The sequence below is a fragment of the Cryobacterium arcticum genome (genome assembly GCF_003185895.1).
Lineage (GTDB): Bacteria > Actinomycetota > Actinomycetes > Actinomycetales > Microbacteriaceae > Cryobacterium > Cryobacterium arcticum.
The window spans coordinates 205,689-227,115 of sequence record NZ_QHLY01000012.1 but is presented as its reverse complement, the minus strand read 5'-3'; the positions used below and the strand labels follow the sequence as shown (position 1 = coordinate 227,115).

The 21,427-nt window shown below is 68.5% G+C and carries 21 protein-coding genes; 4 read left to right on the top strand and 17 right to left on the bottom strand.

Translation table 11 applies throughout. The annotated features are described in order from the left end of the window. Window positions 1-3: 3 nt before the first annotated feature. Complete coding sequence (locus tag CTB96_RS10725; protein ID WP_110126909.1) at window positions 4-726, bottom strand: MBL fold metallo-hydrolase; 723 nt, start codon at window positions 724-726, stop codon at window positions 4-6. 53 nt (window positions 727-779) lie between these two features. On the opposite strand from CTB96_RS10725, the gene CTB96_RS10720 reads away from it, so the two are divergent. Then, on the top strand, window positions 780-1,328 hold the full coding sequence (locus CTB96_RS10720; RefSeq protein ID WP_110126908.1) for a TetR/AcrR family transcriptional regulator: 549 nt from the start codon (window positions 780-782) through the stop codon (window positions 1,326-1,328). Between the two features lie 17 nt (window positions 1,329-1,345). Here CTB96_RS10720 and CTB96_RS10715 read toward each other — a convergent pair whose 3' ends face one another. The 3 genes from CTB96_RS10715 to CTB96_RS10705 all read right to left on the bottom strand — a co-directional run bounded on the left by CTB96_RS10715 (window position 1,346) and on the right by CTB96_RS10705 (window position 3,314). Next, window positions 1,346-1,753 (bottom strand): Rid family hydrolase, encoded by a 408-nt coding sequence (locus tag CTB96_RS10715; protein WP_110126907.1) that lies wholly within the window; start codon window positions 1,751-1,753, stop codon window positions 1,346-1,348. 109 nt (window positions 1,754-1,862) lie between these two features. Further along, entirely contained in the window at window positions 1,863-2,789 is a 927-nt protein-coding gene (locus CTB96_RS10710) for a TolB family protein (protein ID WP_110126906.1), read from the bottom strand. 36 nt (window positions 2,790-2,825) lie between these two features. Beyond that, window positions 2,826-3,314 (bottom strand): heme-degrading domain-containing protein, encoded by a 489-nt coding sequence (locus tag CTB96_RS10705; RefSeq protein WP_110126905.1) that lies wholly within the window; start codon window positions 3,312-3,314, stop codon window positions 2,826-2,828. Window positions 3,315-3,457: 143 nt separating this feature from the next. Here CTB96_RS10705 and CTB96_RS10700 point away from each other — a divergent pair, with 143 nt between their 5' ends. Further along, entirely contained in the window at window positions 3,458-4,075 is a 618-nt protein-coding gene (locus CTB96_RS10700) for a TetR/AcrR family transcriptional regulator (RefSeq protein WP_110126904.1), read from the top strand. On the opposite strand, the gene CTB96_RS10695 is transcribed toward CTB96_RS10700, so the two are convergent. Next, window positions 4,060-5,091, bottom strand: a complete 1,032-nt coding sequence (locus CTB96_RS10695; protein ID WP_110126903.1) for a Gfo/Idh/MocA family protein — start codon at window positions 5,089-5,091, stop codon at window positions 4,060-4,062. The genes CTB96_RS10700 and CTB96_RS10695 overlap by 16 nt on opposite strands. A gap of 80 nt (window positions 5,092-5,171) precedes the next feature. Then, window positions 5,172-5,747 (bottom strand): TIGR00645 family protein, encoded by a 576-nt coding sequence (locus CTB96_RS10690; RefSeq protein WP_219993257.1) that lies wholly within the window; start codon window positions 5,745-5,747, stop codon window positions 5,172-5,174. A 261-nt stretch (window positions 5,748-6,008) separates the two neighbouring features. Between CTB96_RS10690 and CTB96_RS10685 the strand changes: the two genes are divergently transcribed. Next, window positions 6,009-8,375: an arylsulfatase gene (locus CTB96_RS10685; protein ID WP_110126901.1), complete on the top strand. Its 2,367-nt coding sequence runs from the start codon at window positions 6,009-6,011 to the stop codon at window positions 8,373-8,375. Between the two features lie 28 nt (window positions 8,376-8,403). Here CTB96_RS10685 and CTB96_RS10680 read toward each other — a convergent pair whose 3' ends face one another. Further along, a complete protein-coding gene (locus tag CTB96_RS10680) occupies window positions 8,404-9,678 on the bottom strand; it encodes an MFS transporter (protein ID WP_110126900.1) in 1,275 nt (424 codons plus the stop codon). 113 nt (window positions 9,679-9,791) lie between these two features. Here CTB96_RS10680 and CTB96_RS10675 point away from each other — a divergent pair, with 113 nt between their 5' ends. Continuing rightward, window positions 9,792-10,289: a SixA phosphatase family protein gene (locus CTB96_RS10675; RefSeq protein ID WP_110126899.1), complete on the top strand. Its 498-nt coding sequence runs from the start codon at window positions 9,792-9,794 to the stop codon at window positions 10,287-10,289. A gap of 40 nt (window positions 10,290-10,329) precedes the next feature. On the opposite strand, the gene CTB96_RS10670 is transcribed toward CTB96_RS10675, so the two are convergent. The 10 genes from CTB96_RS10670 to nhaA form a co-directional block, all read right to left on the bottom strand. After that, complete coding sequence (locus CTB96_RS10670; RefSeq protein WP_110126898.1) at window positions 10,330-11,721, bottom strand: pyridoxal phosphate-dependent decarboxylase family protein; 1,392 nt, start codon at window positions 11,719-11,721, stop codon at window positions 10,330-10,332. A 68-nt stretch (window positions 11,722-11,789) separates the two neighbouring features. Next, complete coding sequence (locus CTB96_RS10665) at window positions 11,790-12,731, bottom strand: pseudouridine synthase (RefSeq protein ID WP_110126897.1); 942 nt, start codon at window positions 12,729-12,731, stop codon at window positions 11,790-11,792. A gap of 19 nt (window positions 12,732-12,750) precedes the next feature. After that, on the bottom strand, window positions 12,751-13,473 hold the full coding sequence (locus tag CTB96_RS10660; RefSeq protein WP_110126896.1) for a DNA alkylation repair protein: 723 nt from the start codon (window positions 13,471-13,473) through the stop codon (window positions 12,751-12,753). Window positions 13,474-13,528: 55 nt separating this feature from the next. Beyond that, entirely contained in the window at window positions 13,529-14,131 is a 603-nt protein-coding gene (locus CTB96_RS10655; protein ID WP_110126895.1) for a DnaJ family domain-containing protein, read from the bottom strand. A gap of 63 nt (window positions 14,132-14,194) precedes the next feature. After that, window positions 14,195-15,589, bottom strand: a complete 1,395-nt coding sequence (locus CTB96_RS10650) for an FAD-binding oxidoreductase (protein WP_110126894.1) — start codon at window positions 15,587-15,589, stop codon at window positions 14,195-14,197. A gap of 110 nt (window positions 15,590-15,699) precedes the next feature. Further along, a complete protein-coding gene (locus tag CTB96_RS10645; RefSeq protein WP_146215796.1) occupies window positions 15,700-16,200 on the bottom strand; it encodes a hypothetical protein in 501 nt (166 codons plus the stop codon). Then, window positions 16,184-17,287, bottom strand: a complete 1,104-nt coding sequence (locus tag CTB96_RS10640; protein ID WP_110126892.1) for a hypothetical protein — start codon at window positions 17,285-17,287, stop codon at window positions 16,184-16,186. The genes CTB96_RS10645 and CTB96_RS10640 overlap by 17 nt, the downstream gene beginning before the upstream one ends. 134 nt (window positions 17,288-17,421) lie before the next feature. Continuing rightward, window positions 17,422-18,870 carry a DHA2 family efflux MFS transporter permease subunit gene (locus CTB96_RS10635; RefSeq protein ID WP_110126891.1) on the bottom strand — a complete coding sequence of 483 codons (1,449 nt, stop codon included), beginning with the start codon at window positions 18,868-18,870 and terminating at the stop codon, window positions 17,422-17,424. Beyond that, complete coding sequence (locus tag CTB96_RS10630) at window positions 18,857-19,417, bottom strand: PadR family transcriptional regulator (protein WP_181397231.1); 561 nt, start codon at window positions 19,415-19,417, stop codon at window positions 18,857-18,859. Before CTB96_RS10630 ends, CTB96_RS10635 begins: the two co-directional genes overlap by 14 nt. Before the next feature lie 51 nt (window positions 19,418-19,468). Continuing rightward, a complete protein-coding gene (nhaA, locus tag CTB96_RS10625) occupies window positions 19,469-21,358 on the bottom strand; it encodes a Na+/H+ antiporter NhaA (protein ID WP_110126889.1) in 1,890 nt (629 codons plus the stop codon). Window positions 21,359-21,427 lie beyond the last annotated feature (69 nt).

Here is a 21,427-nt window from a genome sequence, read left to right as displayed (position 1 = left end):
GGCTCAGTGCGACGTGCGCGCCGCCTCCTCGACGGCGGCCACGGCGGCCACGACGCCGCCGCTCCAGGGCGTGCCGTGACCGGGCAGAACCCACTTCGCGCCGGTGGGCAGCAGCGCCCGCAGGGACGCTATCGCCTGGTCGGGCTCGTCGGTGAACGGAGCCGGCTGCGGTCCCGCTGCACCGGTGAGAACGTGGCGGGTAGTGAGCCCGTCCCCGACGAACACGGCGTCGGCCACGGGCACGTAGACCGCGATACTCCCCGGGGAGTGGCCGGGCAGGCCGATGATCTGGGGAGCACCGGGCAGGTCGAGAGTCTCGCCGTCGTGCGCCTCCACGACCTCGGTCAGGTAGGTGGTGCGCAGGCCGCCCTTGCGCAGCGAGTAGACGGCAAAGCCCAGAACGCCGCCGAACTTCATCTTCTGCTTGCCGTTGGCCGGCTTCGCGCCACCGGTGGCCCGGCCGGCATCCGCCGGGTGCACATAGACCGGCACGCCGTGGTCCCGTCGCAGCCGTTCGGCGAAGCCGACGTGGTCGGAGTCCCCGTGGGTGAGAATCACCCCCTTCACGTCGGCGAGGGTGCGGCCCATGATGCTGAGTTCGGCGAGCAGGTCGCGCCAGTGGCCGGCGAGACCGGCGTCGATGACCGTCACGCCGTCTGGGGTGTCGACGAGGTAGACGGCGATGATGTCGTTGCCGATGCGGTGAAGGTTGGGTGCGAGTCTCATGATGGCTATGCTACATAGCCATCATGGCTATGGTCAATAGCTATACTGGTTTTGTGCCCACTCCAGAGAGAACCTCCCTCGACGCAATCGTGCTCGCCGCCTGCGACCTGCTGGAGAAGGACGGTCTCGCCGCCCTCACCATGCACGCCGTCGCTCACCGGGTGGGGGTACGCACGCCGTCGCTGTACAAACGGGTGGAGAGTCGCAACCAGCTGATCCAGCTGGTCGCCGAGGCGACGCTGACCGAGGTGGCCGACCGCCTCAACGCCCAGAACGACCCGGTGCAGCTGGCCAATACCCTGCGCACGTTCGGCCACGAGCGGCCTGCCGCATTCCAGCTGGTCATGACGCCGGGGGCCGGCACGCCCGTCGCCGACGCCGAATTCGGTGCCGCGGCCAGCACATCCGTTCTGCGGGTGGCCGGCGAGCTGGCCGGCGAGGAGAATGCGCTCGAAGCGGCCCGGCTGCTCACCGCCTGGGCCACCGGCTTCATCAGCATGGAGCTGAATGGCGGCTTCAATCTGGGCGGCGACGTCGAGCGCGCGTGGGAGTTCGGTGTGACCAGGATCGTGGCCGCGATCACCATGACACGCGCGGGGTAACTGCCCCGATCGAGGGCTCAGGCGACCGACGTCGCCCCGATGATGGCGTCCAGCTCGATCTCCACCAGCAGGTCGGGTGCAGCGAGGGCACCCACCTCCACCGCGACCAGGGCCGGGCGGATGTCGCCGAAGATCTCACCGTGCACGGCGCCGACGCTGTCGAAGTCGGCGATGTTCTTCAGGTACACCCGGGTGCGCACGACCTCCCCGAAGCTCGCGCCGGCCTGCTCGAGCGCCGCGCCGATGCGCACGAAGATCTCGCGAGCCTGTGCCGCGGCATCCGCACCACCGACGGCACCGTCGGGCGAGCTCGCGGTGGTGCCGGCGACGAACACGAAGGCACCGGCGCGCACGGCGCGGGAGTAGCCGACGACGGGCTCCCAGACCGAGCCGGAGGAAATGTTCTGACGCTTGTACTCGCTCATGCGGATCCTTACTGCTGCTGGGTGGTTGCCGCCGGGCTCACCGCGGCGGAACCACCGACATTACCGGGCCCGGTGCGCGGCCGTCTCAACGGGCTTCATGCGGGGTAGCTTACGAGTCGTGGCCGGACGGATCGCCGCCATCGTCACCGCCGTTCGGGTAGCTGACATAGGCGAAGCGCTCACCATCGGGCGCCCAGCTGTTCACGTTGAGAGTGCCCTGACCGCCGAAGAGGCGCTGCACGGTTCGTGCGGATGCCCAATCCTCGTTCTCGACCACCTTGACCTCCACCCAGACGTCGGCGGGGTGCCCCTCGGTGCCGGGCGGGAACGCGAGGTAGACCGCGCTCGTGCCGTTCGGGGAGAGGTGCGGGAACCAATTGACCCGGTTGTCGAAGGTGAGCTGTTCCAGGCCGGAGCCGTCCACGCGCATCCGGGCGATCTGGGCGTGGCCGGGTTCGGGTTCGAAGGCCTCGGTGTTGAAGTAGATCCACTCTCCGTCGGGTGAATACTCTGAGCCGTCATCGGCCTGCCCGCCCGTGGTGAGTTGGGTGTCGTCGCCGCCGGTGCTCGGAATCGTGAACACGTTCCCGCTGCCCCAGACGTCGCCGTCGTCGGGGTCCAGCCCGATGTAAGCGAGCGTGTGCCCGTCGGGGCTCACGCCGTGCAGGAAATGCAGGCGCTGTGGCACGCCGGCGTTGGTGATGCGCTCTGCGGGGCCACCGGCCAGGCTTGCCCGGTAGATGTGCCAGTCGTTCGCCGAGACGAAGATGTGCTCGCCGTCAGGGGCCAGCACGTGGTCGTTGTTGAGGGCGGGCACGTTGGTGAGCGGGATCGGCACAAGGGACTCGCCGCCAGTGCTGGCCAGCGAGAAGAGCCGGCCGTTGCCGTTCACGATCAGGTGCGCACCGTCGAGGGTCCAGTTGGGTGCTTCGATCAGGATGCTGTCGGTTTCGAAGATCACCTCGGCCGCGCGGCCGTCGCGATAGCCGATGTGCACCCGGCTGGTCTGGCCGGGTCTGAGGCGCCGGTAGTCCACGTCAGTAGGCTCCGGCCAGTGTGACCCGGATGCCGGTCATGCGCCTGCGGCCCGTGCGGCCTCGAGCGCCCAGACGACCAGGTCGTGGTCGAGGTTCTCGACCAGGCCGGACACGCCGACGGCGCCGATGATCGACCCGTTCACCCGCAGTGGGAAGGCACCGCCGGCAGCGACGTACTCGGAGATCGGCAGGCCGGTGGCTTGGTTGAAGTCCAGTCCCCTGGCCCTGTACTTGGTGCTGATCAGGAACGAGGGCGCGTTGTACCGCGCGACCACCCGGAACTTCTTGGCCAGCCACTCGTCATTGTCGGCTGTGGTGCCGGGGCGGGCGGCATGGAAGACCCGCTGCTGGCCGAACGACATAGCGACCGTGATCTTCAGGTCGTCGGCGGCGGCTCGTGCCATGATCGCACTGCCGAGCCGGTAGGCGTCGTCGTAGTCGAACCGGGTGAAGCTGATGCTGGTGTTCTGTTCCTCCAGCAGCGGGAGTAAGGCTTGGGCGGCGGGGTCAGGTGTGATCGACATTGATGGATCCAGTTCGTTGGGGTGGTGGCAGACGTGCCGCCCTACCGTGCACGCTATCGGTGCTGGCTGGGCGGTGCAACCGAAGTATTTCACGTTGGTAAGTTTCATTGGGGCCGGCGCGGGCGGCGCACTAAACTGGCCGCATGGCTCGCACCGGTCGTTTCCCCAAGGGCGCCGCCCGTCGCGAGGCCATCCTGCAGACGGCCACCGACGTGCTCTCCCGGGACGGGTTCCAGGGCACCTCGCTGCGGGCGATCGGTCGGGAGCTCGAGGTGGAGCCGGCGCACATCCTGTACTACTTCGACAGCCGCGAAGACCTCATCCAGAATGTCATCGCCCGCTGGGACGACAGCGCGTTGGAATCCATCGGCGGCGGCTTCACGCCCGGCGACACCCTCGACAATTTCGCCGCCATCATCCGTCGCAACCTCGAGATTCCCGGGCTCGTGCACCTGTACCTGGTGTTTGCGGCCGAGGCCGTGGATGCCGCCCACCCTGCCCATGCCTTCTTTCGCAACCGCTACGACCGGGTGCGCGACCTGCTCAGCGCCGCCGTGCGGTTCGAGCAGGCGACCGGCCGCATCCCGGCTGACGTGGACGCCGATCGGGCCGCGCGGATGCTCCTCGCCGTGGCCGACGGGGTGCAACAGCAGGCGTTGATGAACCCGGCGATCGACGCGCCGGCCGACCTCGAGGCCCTGATCGACCAGCTGCGCAGCCCTCGCCGTGGCGGCGACGGCGTTGCTCAGGCCGCCAGCTGACGGAGCGCCTCGTCGATCGTCGCCAGGATCGACACCGTCTCCGCCAAGTCATGCAGCGGGGACTCGGTGCGGCCTTCGCCGACGAACCTCGCCAGGGCCGTCGCCTCCCAGGAGAGCCCCTCGAGCAGAGCCACTCCGGTCGGGTCGGTCCAGGTGAGGGTAGGAGCGAGGAATTCGTTGTCGCCGAGAACGAGAGTCGTGGGCACATGGAACGGCGAGCCCAACTCGATCCGCGCCTCGGTGCCCATGATGGCCGCCACCGAGGGCGTGCGCGCCAGCAGCGACGTGGACAGCGTCGACTGCGCCGGGGTGTCGTAGCCGAGCACGAGGGTGGAGTAGATGTCCACCCCGGTGTCGCCGATCGCGCCGACAGCGGTGATCGTGCGCGGCGCGCCGAGCACCATCGAGGCCAGCTGCACCGGGTAGATGCCGAGGTCCAGCAGCGCTCCCCCGCCCAGCTCCTTGCGGAACAATCGGTGGCCGGGGTTCGAGGCCTTCGCCTGCCCGAAGTCGGCGTGCACGGCGCGGATCTCGCCCAGCACGCCGTCGGCGATGAGCTTGGTGATCACGGATGACTGCGGCAGGTACCGCGACCACATCGCCTCCATCAGCAGCGTGCCGGCGGATGCGGCCGCATCCACCAGTTGCTGCGCGTCGGCGGCGTTGGTGGCCATCGGCTTCTCGATCAGAACGTGCTTGCCGGCGCCCAGGGCGAGCAGGCCCAGCCGGAGGTGTTCGCTGGCCGGTGCCGCCACGTAGACCACGTCGACCGCCGGGTCGGCGACCAGCGCCTCATAGGAGCCGTAGGCGGTGTCGGCGCCGTGCTCCCGGGCGAAGGCCTGGGCGCGCTCCAGGGAGCGCGATGCCACGGCGGTGACTCGCTGCGCGGTGTTGCGGTGCATGGCGCCCACGAAGTTTCCCGCGATCCGACCGGGAGCGAGCACGCCCCAGCGCAGGGCGGGCTCGCCAGTTGCGGGCGAGAACAGGTCGGGAGCGGGAAAAGACGATGGCAACATCGGTTCTACCTTTCAGCCGGCGGGGAATGAAGGCCGCCGTCTAGAAAAGTTACCATCGATAAAGTTCTTGTGGTGCGGCTCTAGTCGTCTTCGGAGTGGGAGATCTTGGCCAGGATCAGCCGCTTCTCGCCCAACCAGTCCATGAAGGCGAAGCCCACACCGGAGAGGAGGAAGGTGAGGTGCAGCATGATGCGCCAGAACTGGTCTTCGGCGGTGAAGTTGCCGATCTCGGTGAAGTCCTGCAGCAGGCCGATGGCCGAGATCGCCACGATCGAGCCGATCAGCTTCATCTTCAGTCCGGAGAAGTCGATGTGGCCCATCCAGGTGGGTCGGTCCTCCGCGTCCCTGGCCACCACGATCTTGGAGACGAAGTTCTCGTAGCCGGCGAAGATCACGATGATCACGAGGTTGGCCAGCAGGGCGAGGTCGAGCAGGGCGAGCACGCCGAGCACCAGGTCGTCGGCGGAGGAACTGACGACGTGGCTGATCAGGTGCCAGAGCTCCTGGAAGAACTTGATGCCGATGGCGATGAGCGCCACGACCATGCCGATGTAGAGCGGGGCGAGCAGCCAGCGGCTGGCGAACAGGAAGCGTTCCGCGCCGTGTTCGATGGCCGAGACCGTGGGGTTGCGCGGCGGGTGAGGCGTGGTGGGCACGGAGCGTCCAATTCTGTGGGGCAAATGATCTCTGCGCGGCAGGGATTTGTGGGGCAGTGGTTTTGGGTCGGGCAATGATTCTGTGAGGCCTCGAAGTTTTGAGTATAGGAGAGCGCGGCTGCGAATGCCCCCCAGGTACCCGGCGACCTCATCCTCTTCAGGTGACGCCGGCCACAACGACACGGCGATACCTTCACCCGTACGCGTGGTGCGACTCCCACCCCGTTCGCCACCGCCGCACACCTCTGGAGGAAACCCGTCATGCTGCCCGACCGCCATTCCCGCTCGATGCTGCCGATCCCCGACCGCCCTGCGCCCGGACTCACCACCTACGACGCGAAGGACCCCGACACGCACTACCCGCCGATTGAGCCGCTCCGACCTCCGGATGGCGCACCGAATGTGCTGATCGTCTTGATCGATGACGCCGGGTTCGGCTCTTCGAGCGCCTTCGGGGGGCCCTGCCAGACCCCGAATGCCGAACGATTGGCCGCCAACGGCCTGAGCTTCAACAGGTTCCACACGACGGCGCTGTGCGCTCCCACCCGGCAGGCCCTTCTCACCGGACGCAACCACCACTCGGTGGGCATGGGCAGCATCACCGAGACCGCCACTTCGGCACCGGGCAACAGCTCGCTGCGGCCGAACACCAAGGCGCCGCTGGCGATGACACTGAAACTCAACGGCTATTCCACCGCCCAATTCGGCAAGTGCCACGAGGTTCCGGTGTGGCAGTCCTCGCCGATGGGCCCGTTCGACGCCTGGCCGTCGGGCGGCGGCGGATTCGAGACCTTCTACGGTTTCATCGGAGGCGAGAACAACCAGTGGGACCCAGCCCTCTACGACGGCACCACCCCGGTGGAACCGCCGGCGACCCCCGAGGAGGGCTACCACCTCACCGAGGACCTCGCCGATCACGCCTGCACCTGGATCCGCACCCAGAAGGCATTGATGCCCGACAAGCCGTTCTTCGTGTACTTCGCTCCCGGCGCCACGCACGCGCCGCATCACGTTCCCCCGGAATGGGCCGACAAGTACGCGGGCGCCTTCGCCGACGGGTGGGATGTGCAGCGTGAGCGCACCTTCGCCAAGCAAAAGGAACTCGGCATCATTCCCGCCGATGCCGAGCTCACCCCGCGTCACGCCGAAATTCCGGCATGGGATGACATGCCGGCCGCTCTCAAGCCGGTGCTGGAGCGGGAAATGGAGGTCTATGCCGGGTTCCTCGAGCACACCGACCACCATGTGGGCCGGGTGATCGATACGATCACCGACCTCGGGATCCTCGACAACACGATCATCTACTACATCGTCGGCGACAACGGCGCTTCGGCGGAGGGCACCGTCAACGGCGCCTTCAACGAGATGGCCAACTTCAACGGCATGGCCGCGCTGGAGACGCCGGAATTCATGGCGGCCAAGAAGGCCGAACTCGGCAGCCCCAGCTCGTACAACCACTATGCGGTGGGCTGGGCCTGGGCCATGGACACTCCTTTCCAGTGGACCAAGCAGGTCGCGTCGCACTGGGGCGGCACCCGCAACGGCACCATCGTGCACTGGCCGAACGGCATCACCGAACGGGGCGGACTGCGCTCCCAATTCACCCACTGCATCGACATCGCCCCCACGATTCTGGAGGCCGCGGGCCTGCCGGAACCCACCATGGTCAACGGCGTGCAGCAGACTCCCATGGAGGGCACGAGCATGTTGTACACCTTCGCGGATGCGACCGCTCCCGAACGCCACGATCTGCAGTATTTCGAGATGTTCGGCAACCGCGGCCTGTATTACAAGGGCTGGAGCGCCGTCACGAAACACCGCACCCCCTGGGTGATGCTCGGGGGCACCCTGCCGGCGTTCGATGACGACGTGTGGGAACTCTACGACGGCCGGATCGATTACAGCCAGGCGCACGATTTGGCCGCCGACGACCCCGACATGTTGGCCACGTTGCAACGGCTGTGGCTGATCGAAGCCACCAAGTACAACGTGCTTCCGATCGACGACCGGGGGGTCGAACGGGCGACACCGGAGATCGCGGGCCGGCCCACGCTCATCCAGGGCACCAGGCAACTCCTCTTCCCCGGCATGGGTCGGCTGTCGGAGAATAGTGTGGTCAGCATCAAGAACAAGTCGTTCTCGGTGACCGCGGAGATCGTCGTTCGCGAGACGGGTGCCCAGGGCGTGATCATCGCCCAGGGCGGTCGGTTCGGCGGCTGGAGCCTGTATGCCAAGAACGGCCGGGCGAAGTTCGTCTACAACGTCCTCGGCATCCAGGAGTTCGCCGTCGAGGCCGACAGGTCGATCCCGGCCGGACTCAGCCAGGTGCGGATGGAATTCGCCTACGACGGCGGCGGGCTGGGTAAGGGCGGCGAGGTCACCATCTACTACGGTGGCGTCGCTGCCGGTTCGGGCCGGGTGGGCGCCACTCAGGCCATGATTTTCTCCGCCGACGAGACGACCGATGTGGGCTACGAATCCGGCACTGCCGTCACGCCCGACTACACGCCGGCCGGCAGCCGGTTCACCGGCCGGATCAACTGGGTGCAAATCGACCTCGGCGACGACGACCACGACCACCTCATCGACCCCGAAGAACGCCTCCGTATCATCATGGCCAGGCAGTAGCCCGTCGAGCGACGCTCGCAGACCCGTCTCACTCGGTGTCGGGTGAGGCCTCTGCGGGTGTCGCGCGCTCCCGGACAGAGTCGGCCGGGTCGTGCTGGCGGCGGCTGGCCAGCATGATCGGGATCCCGACCAGCTCGACCAGTCCGCCGAGCACGAGCGAGGTGCCGTAGCCCCAGGCATCCGCTGAGCGGCCGAGAGCCGGCTGGATGAACACGCCGCCCAGGCTGCCGAACAGGGAGTCGAAGGAGAGCACGGTAGCCCGCTGCTTGGAGGGGATCATGTCGTTCAGGTAGGCCTGCCGCACCGGTTCCGCAACGGCGAAGACGAAGCCCCAGACCATCAGCAAGACGATCGCCAGCCAGAACAGGCTGTTCAGACCGAGCGCCACCAGGGTGATCACGCTGAGCAGCGATGCGCCGATCACCGTGCTGGTGCGCTTGGCGAAGAGTGTTCGGATGCGCGGAGCCAGTACCCCGCCGGCGATCTGCGCCAGCGAGAGGATGGCTGCGGCGAGGCCGGCGATGGAATACGCCGACGGGTCGCCGTACAACTCGAGCAAGTAGGGCTGCAGCGCGTAGAAGGCGTAGATGCCCACGCCGGAGGCGAACGGCGCGGAGAGGATCATGTAGCGCACCGAGCGGCGCTTGAGGCCGTGGTCGATCGACTCGGTGAGCACGGTTCGCGTCGCCTTGAGCGGGCCCTGGGAGTGATCCGGCACAAAGCCGAGGTCCTTCATCACGACGAACGCGTAGACGAACATGACCACGAGCACCCCGGCGCGCACCAGGAACGGTACCCCCAGGTTGGTCGCCTGGGCGAGCACGCCACCGAGCACGGAGCCGGCGAACATGGCGATACCCGTCACCACGAGGCCGCGGCCGAACACGGCCTCGAGGCTACCGGTGTAGCCGGTCGAGGTGAGCGCATCCACCAGCCAGGCTTCGACGGCACCGGAGAAGAAGGTGAAGCCGAGGCCGAGCAACAGCGACACGATCGCCCACCAGACGAAGGGTGACTGCCAGAGCCAGAGCAACCAGTACAGGGCCGTGGTGACCGAGAGGGTGATGGTGCCCAGCAGGTACGACGCCTTGCGGCCCACGGTGTCGGCAACCACCCCGGTGGGGATCTCGAAGATCACCATGCCGGCGGTGAAGAATGCGTTCGCGGCGAAGGCCTCGAAGTTGCTCAGGCCGGCGTCGAGCAGGAACAGCGTGTTGATACCCCAGATGAACGACGCGGCCAGGGTGTTGCCGAGCAGCAGGATGAGGTAGATGCGCTGCACACGCCGGGATGCCGGGTTCACGACCCGGGTCCTGCCTGCACACCCCATTTCGTCACACCAGCATCATCGACCTCGGCGGGGCGGTTGGCTAGGTTCGCGCCGGTTCGCCGACGTGGTTGGTGCAGACTGTCGGAATGACCGCACCGACAGAACGCACCCTGCTCGTGCTCCGACACTCCAAATCCGATTGGACCGGCGGCCAGGCCGACATCGACCGCACGCTCAACCCACGCGGGCAGGGCCAGGCTCAGGATGTCGGGAGCTGGCTGGCCGAGCAGTTCCCCGTGATCGATATGACGGTTGTCTCCCCCGCCACCCGTACTCGTGCCACCTGGGCGCTGGTCTCGGCGGAGCTGGCGAACAGCCCGGAGGCCCGGGTGGACGAACGAGCGTACGCCGCATCCGTCACTGACCTGCTCGAGATCGTGAAGGAACTCCCGGGCGACCTGCGCACCGTGCTCCTCGTGGCGCACAATCCCGGAGTCGAGGACCTGGTCTACCTGCTGAGCGGCGAGAGCATCGGCATGTCCACCTCGACCCTGGCCGTGCTCACCCTTCCCGGCACCTGGGCCGACGCCGGCCCCGCCACCGCCACCCTGCAAGCCGCCGGTCGACCGCCGCTGCTGGCCTGAGTCCTGACTCCGGACTCGCCTGGATTTACCGTCGAGGCGGTCAGGCGGCGTCTTCGGCGGCGATCGCGCGCTGGATGGCGTCGAGGCAGGTTTCGATGTCGGCGGCATCGGTCGACCAGTTGCTGACCGAGATGCGGAGGACGTCGCGGTCGGCCCAGCGCGATCCTGACATCCAGGTGGTGCGGTCGGCGAGCAGGCGCGCGGTGATGTTGCGGGTGCGTTCGTCGGAGCCGAAACTCACGCAGACCTGGGTGAAGACGACGTCGTTGACCACGTCGACACCCGGCATGCCGGCTAGGCGTGACGCAAAGGTCTGCGCGGTCTCGACGAGACCGTCGATCAGTGCGATCACCCCGGAGCGACCCAGCGAACGCAGAGCGGCCCAGACCGGCACACCGCGAGCGCGGCGGGAGAACTCCGGTACCTTGTCGAACGGGTCGCCCGGGCCGTGCTCGGTGGTCTGTAGGTAGCTGGTGTGCACGCCGAACACCGCGCGAACGGCCTCTGGCCTGGCCACGATCGCCACGCCACAGTCGTAGGGCACATTGAGCGTCTTGTGCGCATCCGTCGCCCAGGAATCACACGTCTCGACGCCGGCGATCAGGTGGCGATGGCGGGGGCTGGTGGCGGCCCAGAGCCCGAAGGCGCCGTCCACGTGCACCCATGCGCCCCGGTCGTGGGCGATCCGGGCCGCCTCGGCGAGCGGGTCGGTGGAGCCCGAGTGCAGGTTGCCGGCTTGGAGGCACACGATGGCAGCACCAGGATGGGCGTCCATAGCCCGGGCCAGGTCGTCGGCCAGCAACCGCCCCTGACCATCGGCTGCGACCGCGACAGGCGTGCCCAGCCCGAGGTAGCGCAGTGCCAGATCGACGGAGGCGTGACTCTCCGCACCCACGAACACGGTGAGTCGGGGTGCCCCGATGAGCCCGTTCGCGGCCACGTCCCAGCCCGCCCGGGCGAGCACCTCCTGTCGTGCTGCCGCCAGGCCCACGAAGTTGGAGGCGGTCGCCCCGGTGGTGAACCCCACGTCGCAGCCGGCGGGCAGGCCGAGCAGGTCGAGCAACCAGCCGCCCGCGGCTTCCTCGGCTGCCGCTGTCGCCGGGGTGGCGTAGCGCATCGCCGCGTTCTGGTCCCAGGCGCTGACCAGCCAGTCCGCTCCCAGCGACGCCGGCAGGGTGCCGCCGATCACCCAGCCGAAGAAGCGGCCGGACGGCATGGCCATCAGCCCGGGCTCGGCCAGCCGGGCCAACTCGTCGACAACCGCGTCGGCGGGTAGCGGTTCGTCCTGCAACGGAAACGCGAAGTCGGCCAGCAGCTCGTCCGCCGTGCGACTCGGCCCAACCCGCCTGGTGGGCAGGGAACTCAGCCATTTCGTCGCGAGAGTGTGTGCGCGGTCAAGCGCCGGGTCGAAGTCGTCGGGCTGCGCTGCCATGGTGACATGCTAGGCACTACCGGGCAGGGACAACAAGGGCGACCCTCGAGAGCTCCCAACCGGCCGGCTTATTCCTCGGGGCCGGGCGCCGCCCGAACTGGCAGCTTCCGCACGCTCTCGAACCATCGCGCCCCACCGTCGATCGGGTCGGTGAAGGCCAGGTCGCTGGCCAGCAGCTGGAGCGGCCGGGTGAAATCGTGCACGGAGACGTTCTGCACAAGGGGGTAGAGCGGATCATCCTGAATCGGGATGCCCAGTCCCAGCATGTGCAGCCGCAGCTGGTGAGTGCGCCCGGTGCGGGGTGAGAGCCGGTAGAGCCCGGCATCGCCGACCTCGCCGGTGAGTTCGATCAGCGACTCGGCGTTCGCCGGCAGGCCGGGCACGACCTCGCCCTGCCAGGATCCGGGCACGGCCCGGAGGTGATTGCGCACTGTGACCGGGAGTTCGAGCTCGGGTCTGAGCGGCGCCAGCGCCCGGTAGACCTTGGTCACCTCGCTGCGTTGGAAGAGCGTCTGGTACGCCCCGCGCCAGCGACGTTCGGTCGCCAGCACCAGCAGCCCGCTGGTCACCCGGTCCAGCCGGTGCAACGGGGAGAGTTCGGGCAGCTCCAACTGGGCGCGCAGGCGCACCACCACGCTCTGCACCACGTGCCGGCCGCGCGGAATGCTGGAGAGGAAGGGCGGTTTGTCGATGACCACGATCCGGTCGTCGCGATAGATCAGGTGGATCGGCCCCGGCACCACCGGTTCGTCGGCCAGGTCGCGGTGGAACCAGACGAACGTGGTCGGCCGATAGGGGTCACTGCCTGAGACGGGCACACCGCTCTCGTAGACGAACCGTCCGGCGGCCAGGAACCCGGCCACCGGCACGCGCTCCCCCAGCCGCTCGTCGAGCCAGGCGCCCATGCTCGGCCAGGTCCGCGCCGGCCGACCGGGTCGTGTGCGCTCGGGCGTGCACACCCAGGCGGCGTCGAGCCCGTGTCGGAGTGGCAGGGGCGAGCGCGGGGGCATCCCCCGATCGTACGTGCCCTCACGGGGTGCGCGCCGCGGCCAGGTACCCGGCCCGTACCGGCGGGTCGAGCTTTTCGATCGCGTAGCGCAGCATCACCCGCGGCATACCGGCGGCGTTCTCGTCTAGGAAGACGAGCAGGGCATCCCGGTCGACGTCGCCGGCGTAGCGCAGCATCCAGCCCGCACCCTTCTGCACAAAGTCGTTCTCGTCGTGTACCAGGGTTCGGGCCAGCCGCAGGGTGTCGACGATGTCCCGACGTTTGATGAACGCGGCCGTGGCCACGATGGCGCTGCGCCGTTCAGGCCAGAACGACGACACCGCGAGCCGGTCGAGTGGGTCGCGCGGTTTGTCCACCAGCCAGCTGCCCACCACCTGGTGGGCGCCGAGGTCCACGAGGTCCCAGCTGTCGATGCGGTCGTGCCGGCGGAGGTACAGATCGTACAGCTCCCGGTGCCGGTCGGCGGAGACGGAACGATGGCTGGCCGCCTTGCCCATGATCGAGCAGGCGCCCGCGCGAACCTCGTGGGTTGGGCTTTCCAGCAGCAACTCGATCTGGTCGACGGGCATGACCAGGGCCCGACCGGCCACGGCGAAGACATCACCCATCCGCACCCCGACGAACGAGTCATCACCGGGAAAGTACCGCCGGTATTTCTGGCGCTGCTCCGGGCTGGCCAGCCCGGCCAGCTCCTCCTGGAACGCCGCGGCCGTGGGCGCGGCCGGCACGGGCTCTGCGGTCATGGGTTCAGGATGCCACCGTGGTCGCCCCGGCTCAACGGCCGCCCCGGCTCAACGCTTAGCGTTCGCGCTTGGCCCGCCGCCGTTGCCGCCATGTCATCGCGGCCAAGGCGGCCTCCTCGCGTTCCCGGGCCTCGGCCCGCTCCCGCCGCGCGGTCTCCCGGCGTTCGCGCCACCGGGCCAGTTCGGCGTCCACATCGCGCAGGGCCGTGACGACGGGCGGTCCGCCGCGCAGCTGCCGGCGGGCGTCGATCACCCGGCGGTTGAAATCATCGAGCAGTTCGCGCACCTGCGCCTCGGAGAACACCGCGTCGAGGCGGGCGTCGAGGCCGGCGTCCTCGGTGCGCAGGGTGAGCGCGGGCGGACCGAGCCCGGTGATCTGCTCCCGCTCGATCTTCTGCTTGATCCACCAGTCCGGGTCGTAGTTGTCGAGGCCGGTGAGGGGCTTGCCCGAACCGGGCAGGTTGTCGAAGTCGCCACGGCGCATCGCCTGCTGGATCGAGATCTCCACGAATTGGGCTCGCGCCTCCATCATCGACTGGCCGGCCTCGTTGGTGTCGGGCTCCGGGGTCTCGGGCCGCTCGTCCGCCGGGATCTCCCGCTCGATCTTGTACCGTGCCACGTTGAGCGGCGTGTCGCTGGGTTCGCGTGAGCCTGCCATGAAACCAGCCTAGATCGATTGGGCCGGAGCCGGGGTATCCCTGCCGCCCGCAACTGATGTGCCTTAGCTGAAGGCCTTGCCGGGGTTGAACAGGTGCTCGGGGTCGAGGGAGTCCTTCACCGCGTGATGCATGCGACCCACCCGGTCGCCGAGTTCCACCGCGGCCCCGGGCAATTTGAGCAGGCCAACGCCGTGTTCGCCGGTGACAGTGCCGCCGAGTTGCAGGCACCGGGCGATGATCTCGTCGAAGGCCAGCTTGGCGCGCGCCTTCACCGCGAGGTCACCCTCCGGCGCGATGATCAGCGGGTGCAGGTTGCCGTCGCCGGCGTGCGCGATGTTGGCGATCACCACGACGTGCCTGGCGGCGGACTCCTGGATGCTGGCGAGCATCATCGGCACCGCGGCCCGCGGCACACAGATGTCTTCGGTGAGCACCGGTCCGAGTCGCTCCAACGCCGGGTAGGCCAGCCGGCGGGCCTGGAAGAGCCGGTCGGTCTCGTCGCTGTCGCTGGATTGCTGCACGTCGGCGCCGCCGGCGGCCCGGAAGATGTCGGCCAGCTGCAGACTCAACTCGTCGCCGCGGGCGCCCGGCTCGTCGATCTTGGCAAGCAGCAACGTGTCCGCGTTCTGCGGCAAGTCGACGCCCTGCCACTCGCTGACGGCGTATAGGCAGGTGCGGTCGACCAGCTCGAGTGCGGCCGGGATGATGCCGGCGCGCGCGACGGCGGCCACGGCCTCCCCCGCTGAGTCGAGCGATGGGAAGTATCCGACGATGGCGCGTTCGTCGCGTCCGCCGAGGGGAAGGAGCTTCACGGTGAGCTGGGTGATGACCCCCAGGGTGCCCTCCGACCCCACCATCAGTCCGGTCAGGTCGTAGCCGGTGGCGCCTTTGGCCGTGCGGCGACCCAGCTGCACGATGTCACCATCCGCCAGCACCACCTGCATGCCGAGCACGTAGTCGCGGGTGACGCCGTATTTCACACAGCAGATGCCGCCGGCGTTGGTGGCGGCGTTGCCGCCGATCGTGGAGATGGCCGAGCTGGCCGGGTCCGGCGGGTACCAAAGGCCCACCGTGGCGGCAGCAGCCCGGAGGTCGTCGTTGATCAGGCCGGCCTGCACCACGGCGTAGCGCTCCGCGGTGTTGAGCTCGATCACGTCGGTCATGAGCTCGAGCGAGAGCACGATGCTGTTCGCCATCGCATTGGCCCCACCGGAGAGCCCGGTTCCGGCGCCGCGGGGCACGATCCGGATGCCGAGGGCCGCGGCAAACCGCACCACGGCGGAGACCTCGTCGGCGGTGACGACGAGCACGACGGCGAGCGGTGCGGTGAAGTCGGCCCAGTCTGCCCGGTCGTGGCTGTACCGGGCCAGAGCCTCCGGATCGGTCAGGACCCGGTCGAAGGGGATCAGCCCGGCCAACTCGGTTCCGATGCGCTCGGGTGTCGTGATGCCTGCCATGTCGTGGTCTCCTTTGCCGGGTGGCCGTCGAGCGGCCCTCCCCTGCGCGACGTTACCCGAGCGGCCACAGCGCGGGCAAACCCGAACGGTTCAGGAGACCGATGGCTCTCTCAGTGCACGATCACTTTGAGCAGGATCATCGCCACCCCGAGCGCTGCGGTGCCCAGGCTGCCGAGGATGCGGATCGGCCAGGGGCTTCCGCGCAGCGCAAAGGCACTGTAGCCGAGCACGCCGAGGATGAACACTCCCAGCCAGAGCGCGGTCCACACCGCCACGGTGTCGGGCACCGCCCGCAACGCCCCGAGCAGCAACACGATCGAGGGTGGTACCGCCGAGGTGAGGAAGCCCAACGAATGCCGGAGGGAGCGGCGCACGGCGGTGGCCATAGTGACGTCTTCGGCCGTGTTTACGCCGTACTCGACCACCGCGCCGGCGTACACGTGCGCGGCCCAGAACACGATCACCGTGCCGATCACACCCAGGAATGTCTGCCAGGAGGTGGCCCCGTAGCCGCCGGCCACCACGATCATGCCGCTCACCAGGATCGTGCCGTAGACCGACGCCTCGGTGACGAAATTGCCCGGCAACCGTCGGTTAGCCAAGGCTGCCATCGGCCCGGATTCCGGTCTCGGCGGGCGACATCGCCCCGGTCTGGCGGAGGAACACGATCAGCCAGCTGAAAATCAGCAGGAACGCCACCAGTTCGACCGCGGTGAGGGTGTAGTAGCCGGTCACGAACCACACCGCCAGCAGGGCGATGATGCCCAGGTAGACGTAGCCGAGCAGAAGGAACACCCGCGGTATGGCGGGTATCCACCAGCGCAGACCGATGACCACGGTGACGAAGACCACCAGCATCCCCGTGGCCGAGACGTTGTGCGCGGTCATGTTCTGGTCCAGAGGAAAGAGGCCCACACAGGCCAGGAGGACACCGAGCAGCACCAGGGCGCCGCGGATGAGGGCACGGCCGCGCGACTCGTCCGGCGTGATGACGGGGATGGCCGCGGTCGCGTAGTGCGCCAGCGTTGTGACGATGACCCCCGCGATCAGCACGGTGAGGTTGAAGGCGAACGCCGAGAGGTCGTCGGAGATGCCCAGCGTGCTCAGGTTCTTCTGCCACCACAGTGGGTCGCCGGCGCTCAACATGCTCGCGAAGGTGCCCGCCACCACAAACACCGCGAGAACGACCGACATCAGGATCGGAGTCAGCCCCACCGCTGAGAGGAAGACGCTGTAGGCAGTGACCGCGATGGCGACGGCGGCCAGCAGCGTTGCGGGCACCGGGAAGACCACGGCACCGACGAAGCTGCGACTGAGCAGTCCGGCAACCGCGAGCCAGACCAGCAGAGCGATCACACCGTGCGCCAGCGCTATCGCGCCGATGTCGTACCAGCGCAGCAGCTCACCGCGGCCGGCGGGCCCCGGGTCCAGCAGCGTTCCCTCCGCCCGGCTCGCATGCGAAACCAGCCGGGTCGCAATGAAGACCAGGATCGCGGCTCCCGCGCTCACCAGGGCAACGAACTGCCCCACCGAACCGGGTCCGCTGATTGGCACGTCGTGGCCCCAGAAGATGATCGCGGCGGGAATCGCGGCCACCACGAAGACGGCCGCGCCCACGAGCAGAGCGGCGGATTCCCGCGACTCCGCGTTGGCGACCGGATGCCGTAGCAACCAGCTGATCGGTGCGGGCCGGCTCATTCGAGGCCTCCTGTCCCTGCCCCACCGACGGTGATCGAGCGGTGGCAGCGACAGTATCTCGACTGCGGCGTTCGCGAAACGGCTTGCACCTGTCTGGCGGCGCGCTTCGCGGGGCGAGGCCGGCCCGGCGCGGACTAGTCGGCCAGGGCCGGCGGGGCGTACGATGCCGGTTGGTCGCCGGCTCGAGGTGGTTCGGTCAACCAGAGCGAGACGCACAGTCCCACCAGCGCGATGCCGATCAGCACCCAGCCCACCAGGTGGAAGGCGTCGATGGTGGCGGCAAGGGTGGCGCCGCCGGCCACCAGGGAGCCGAGGATGCTCACCCCGATCGAGCCGCCGAGGCGCTGGGTGATGTTGAACAGGGTGTTGCCGTCGGCGAGCTTCTCCTCCGGCAACGGGGCCAGCATCGCGACCAACAGCGGTGTGGTGACGAAGCCGATGGCGATGGCCCGGCCGGAGAGCATCAGCGCGGTGCCCCAGAGCGGGGTGTCCTGCTCCAGGGAGAGCAGGAACACACTCGAGACGGCGAGCACGAGGAAGCCGAACGCCACCAGCATCCGCAACGGCACGATGCGGGAGAGTCGCTGGCCGACGACCGTGCCGACGCCCATGATGATGCCCTGCGGCAGCAGCGCGAGCCCGGTCGCCATGGCGGAGTGCCCCTGCACCGACTGGGTGAAGATCGGCATCAGGAAGACAGTGCCGAACGCGATCACCGAGCAGAGCACCTGCAACAGCAGGGCCAGGGCAGAGTTCTTGTTCCGGATCATCTGCACGTCCACGGCCGGATGCGCGTGCCGTAGTGCCCAGAGCGTGTACAACACCAGCAGCACCAGCCCGATGCCGAGGGGAAGGTAGGAGGCGGGGCTGTCCCATCCCTCCGCGGTGCCCTCGGTCGCACCGAACAGAGCAGCGGTCAGCCCCACCGCGAGCAGGGTGAACCCGACCGGGTCGAACCGGGTCGCCCGGTTGGGCTGAGCCCCGATGCCCGAAGGGATCCGCACCAGCAGGAGCAGGCCGATGATGCCGACGGGAACGTTCACCAGGAAGATCCAGCGCCAGCCGCCGGCACCGATGAGCAGGCCGCCCAGGGTGGGGCCGAGCGCGGGGGCCAGGAAAAGGATGAGCGCGGCGGAGATGGGCACCTTGCCGCCGCCGATGCCGTCTTTGCCGAGCAGGATGCTGAGCGCGAGCGGCACCAGCGGTGCCCCGACGAAGCCCTGCAGTGCGCGGGCGGCGATGAGGAACTCGATGGTGGGCGCGATCGCGCAGGCGGCCGAGACGAGCACGAACAGGATCATGCTGATCGTGTAGATGCGCATAGTGCCGAATCGTTTGGCCAGGTAGGCGGTGACCGAGAGTGACACGCCGAGCGCGAGCAGGTAACCGCTCACCACCCATTGCACTGCCGTGAGGTCGGCGCCGAGTTCGGTGGCGATGTCGGGCACCGCCACGTTGACGATGCTCGAGTCGATCATGCTGAGCAGCGGGCCGATCAACAGCCCGTAGCGCGCGATGGCGCCAAGCGGGGTCGACGCGCCTGTGGCCGGTGCGGTACCGGTGGTGGTGCTAGCGGCTGTCATCGGGGCCTTCGGAATCGGTGGGCGGCGTGCCGGACTCGATCGACGTGTCGAGGCTGGTCACCCAGCGCCGTTCGGCTTCGAGGGTGGTGGCGAGGTGGGTCATGGCCAGGGCCCGCCAGGCGGCGGCCGGTGAGTTCGCCGTCTCGGCGAGCAGGGTGCGCACCTGTTCGATGCGGGCATACAGCGCGAGGTTACGAGCCTCGATGATGCCGCGGCGGGCGGCGGGTTCGATCTCGGCGAAGAAGTTCACCCGCGCCAGGAACTCTTCCTCGTTGGCGGCCAGGCCGGCGGGCAGGGTGGAGATCAGCTCGGTGAGAAGCGCGCGGCCCTGCTCGGTGATCGCGTAGACGGTGCGCGCCGGCCGGCCCTCCTGCGCCTCACGGATGCTGGTGACGGCGCCGCCCTCTTCGAACCGCCGCAGGATCGGATAGAGCGAGTTGTTGCTCAGCTTGGTCATGGTGGGGCGTTGCACCCGCTGTTTGAGCTCGTAGCCGTGCACGGGACCTGCGCGCAGGTTGCTGAGGATGAGAATGTCAAGGAGAGCCACATCGTCCACTATGACATAGGTCAGAGTGGACTAGGAAAGCTCCGGAGGCGGTTAGCGCGCGCTCTCGCTGCGCACGTCGTCCTGCACCGACGCTTCCAGCGCCCGGATCAGCGACTGCGCGTCGAACGGGCCGGTGTGCCGGCGCCCGTTGATGAAGAAGGTGGGAACCGCGGTGATGTCCATCGCCTCGGCGTCGAGCATGTCGTCCCGCACCCGGGCGGCCACCTCGGCGGTTTCCAGGTCGGTGGTGAACCGCTCCAGGTCGAGGCCGAGTTCCTCGGCGCGGCGCACGATGTCCGACGGCAGTTGCCGTTCCTGGTCGGCGAAGAGGCTGCGCTCGAACTCGAAGAATTTGCCTTGCCGGGCGGCGGCCTCAGAGGCCTCAGCGGCGGCGAGCGCGTTGGGGTGGAACCGGGTGAGCGGCGCGTGCCGCCACACGTATCGCAAGCTGTCGCCGAACTCGCGGTGCACCTCCTCCACCGACCCGGTGGCCTTGAGGCAGAACCCGCACTGGAAGTCGCCGTATTCAACGATGGTGAACGGCGCGTCGAGCGGGCCGTAGATGTGGTCGCGGGCGGGATCGACGGGGCGCAGCAGGGTGCGGCCGGCCGTTGTCGGCGGATGCGCGGCATCCGAGATACGAAAGATCACGGTGGCCAGCACAAAGGCGAGCACCGACGCGGCGAGCACCCCGACCCGAGCCTGGTTCTGCACGGCGGGGTCGTCGATGGCCAGGTCGACGATGAACAGCGAGATGGTGAAGCCGATGCCGCACAGCGCGGCCCCGCCGATGATGCGGTCGAGGGTGAGCCCGGGGCCGAATTCGCCGAGCCCGGTCAGCCGCATCAGCGCCGTCGAACCGAACACGCCGAGCAACTTGCCCACCACCAGACCCACGATGATGCCCCAGGTGATGGGCGACTGGGCGGCGGCGGCCAGGATCTGCGGCGAGAGCTCAACGCCGGCGTTGGCGAGGGCGAAGACCGGCAGGATCACGTAGGCCACATAGGGGGCGTAGGCCGTCTGCAGCCGCTCGTTGATCGAGATCGATTCGCGCAGGCTGTTCGCGGCGGCGCGGGCGTACTCGGTGTTCGGGGACTGCCGGAAGGTGCGCGCCAGGTCGAGGGCGTGCTCCACGTCGCGCCGGTTCGGCCGATACACCGGCACGAGGAGCGCGATTGCCACGCCGGCCAGCGTGGGGTGCACGCCGGAGGCGAGGAAAGCCATCCAGACGATGATGGCCAGGGTGGCGTAGACCGGCCCGCGGCCGCCGCGGAGATACCGCGTGAAGTACACGCCGGCGAGGCCGATCGCGGCGACCACGAGCGGCAGCGGGGTGAAGTTCGCGGTGTAGACCAGGGCGATGATCGCCAACGCGCCGATGTCGTCGACCACGGCGAGCGCGAGCAGGAACACCCGCAGCCGGCCGGGCATCCGGGGCCCGATCAGCGCGAGCGCCCCGACGAGGAAGGCGGTGTCGGTGGAGATCACGACGCCCCAGGCGTGTTGCTGGCCGGATCCTGAGCTGATGAGAACGAAGAGCAGGGCGGGCAGGATGAGGCCGGCCACCGCGGCGATCATGGGCACCATGGCGCGCGACCAGCTGGTGAGTTCCCCGATCGCGAACTCCCGCCGCACCTCCAGGCCCACGGTGAAGAAGAAGATGGCCATCAGGGCGTCATTCACCAGCGCATGCAGCGTGAAATTCAGTTGCAGGTCGGCCACGCCCACGGTGAGGTGGGTGTCCCAGAACTCGGCGTACGACTCCGAGGGCAGGTTCGCCCAGACGATCGCGGCCAGTGTCGCCGCCAGCAACAGCAGGGCGCCGATGCGGGTCTGCCCGAGCGCCCGGATCTGCTCGGCGATGGACCGGCGGCCGCGCTCCTGGGCGTGCGAGTGGTCGGGGTCCGGCGACTGCCTGATGATGGTCAACTCCGACATGGTCGCCCTCCTTCGCAGCTACGTTAAAACGCCAATTCTCGTTCGTCGGCAGTGCCGTGACAAGGGCAG

Excerpts from the sequence above, each read along its gene's own strand:
- nhaA (WP_110126889.1), bottom strand. The coding sequence starts at position 21,358 with ATGTCGGAGTTGACCATCATCAGGCAGTCGCCGGACCCCGACCACTCG.
- CTB96_RS10695 (WP_110126903.1), bottom strand. The coding sequence starts at position 5,091 with ATGTTGCCATCGTCTTTTCCCGCTCCCGACCTGTTCTCGCCCGCAACT.
- CTB96_RS10715 (WP_110126907.1), bottom strand. The coding sequence starts at position 1,753 with ATGAGCGAGTACAAGCGTCAGAACATTTCCTCCGGCTCGGTCTGGGAG.
- CTB96_RS10640 (WP_110126892.1), bottom strand. The coding sequence starts at position 17,287 with ATGAGCCGGCCCGCACCGATCAGCTGGTTGCTACGGCATCCGGTCGCC.
- CTB96_RS10665 (WP_110126897.1), bottom strand. The coding sequence starts at position 12,731 with ATGCCCCCGCGCTCGCCCCTGCCACTCCGACACGGGCTCGACGCCGCC.
- CTB96_RS10650 (WP_110126894.1), bottom strand. The coding sequence starts at position 15,589 with ATGGCAGGCATCACGACACCCGAGCGCATCGGAACCGAGTTGGCCGGG.
- CTB96_RS10670 (WP_110126898.1), bottom strand. The coding sequence starts at position 11,721 with ATGGCAGCGCAGCCCGACGACTTCGACCCGGCGCTTGACCGCGCACAC.
- CTB96_RS10635 (WP_110126891.1), bottom strand. The coding sequence starts at position 18,870 with ATGACAGCCGCTAGCACCACCACCGGTACCGCACCGGCCACAGGCGCG.
- CTB96_RS10725 (WP_110126909.1), bottom strand. The coding sequence starts at position 726 with ATGAGACTCGCACCCAACCTTCACCGCATCGGCAACGACATCATCGCC.
- CTB96_RS10705 (WP_110126905.1), bottom strand. The coding sequence starts at position 3,314 with ATGTCGATCACACCTGACCCCGCCGCCCAAGCCTTACTCCCGCTGCTG.
- CTB96_RS10660 (WP_110126896.1), bottom strand. The coding sequence starts at position 13,473 with ATGACCGCAGAGCCCGTGCCGGCCGCGCCCACGGCCGCGGCGTTCCAG.
- CTB96_RS10675 (WP_110126899.1), top strand. The coding sequence starts at position 9,792 with ATGACCGCACCGACAGAACGCACCCTGCTCGTGCTCCGACACTCCAAA.
- CTB96_RS10700 (WP_110126904.1), top strand. The coding sequence starts at position 3,458 with ATGGCTCGCACCGGTCGTTTCCCCAAGGGCGCCGCCCGTCGCGAGGCC.
- CTB96_RS10655 (WP_110126895.1), bottom strand. The coding sequence starts at position 14,131 with ATGGCAGGCTCACGCGAACCCAGCGACACGCCGCTCAACGTGGCACGG.
- CTB96_RS10645 (WP_146215796.1), bottom strand. The coding sequence starts at position 16,200 with ATGGCAGCCTTGGCTAACCGACGGTTGCCGGGCAATTTCGTCACCGAG.
- CTB96_RS10685 (WP_110126901.1), top strand. The coding sequence starts at position 6,009 with ATGCTGCCCGACCGCCATTCCCGCTCGATGCTGCCGATCCCCGACCGC.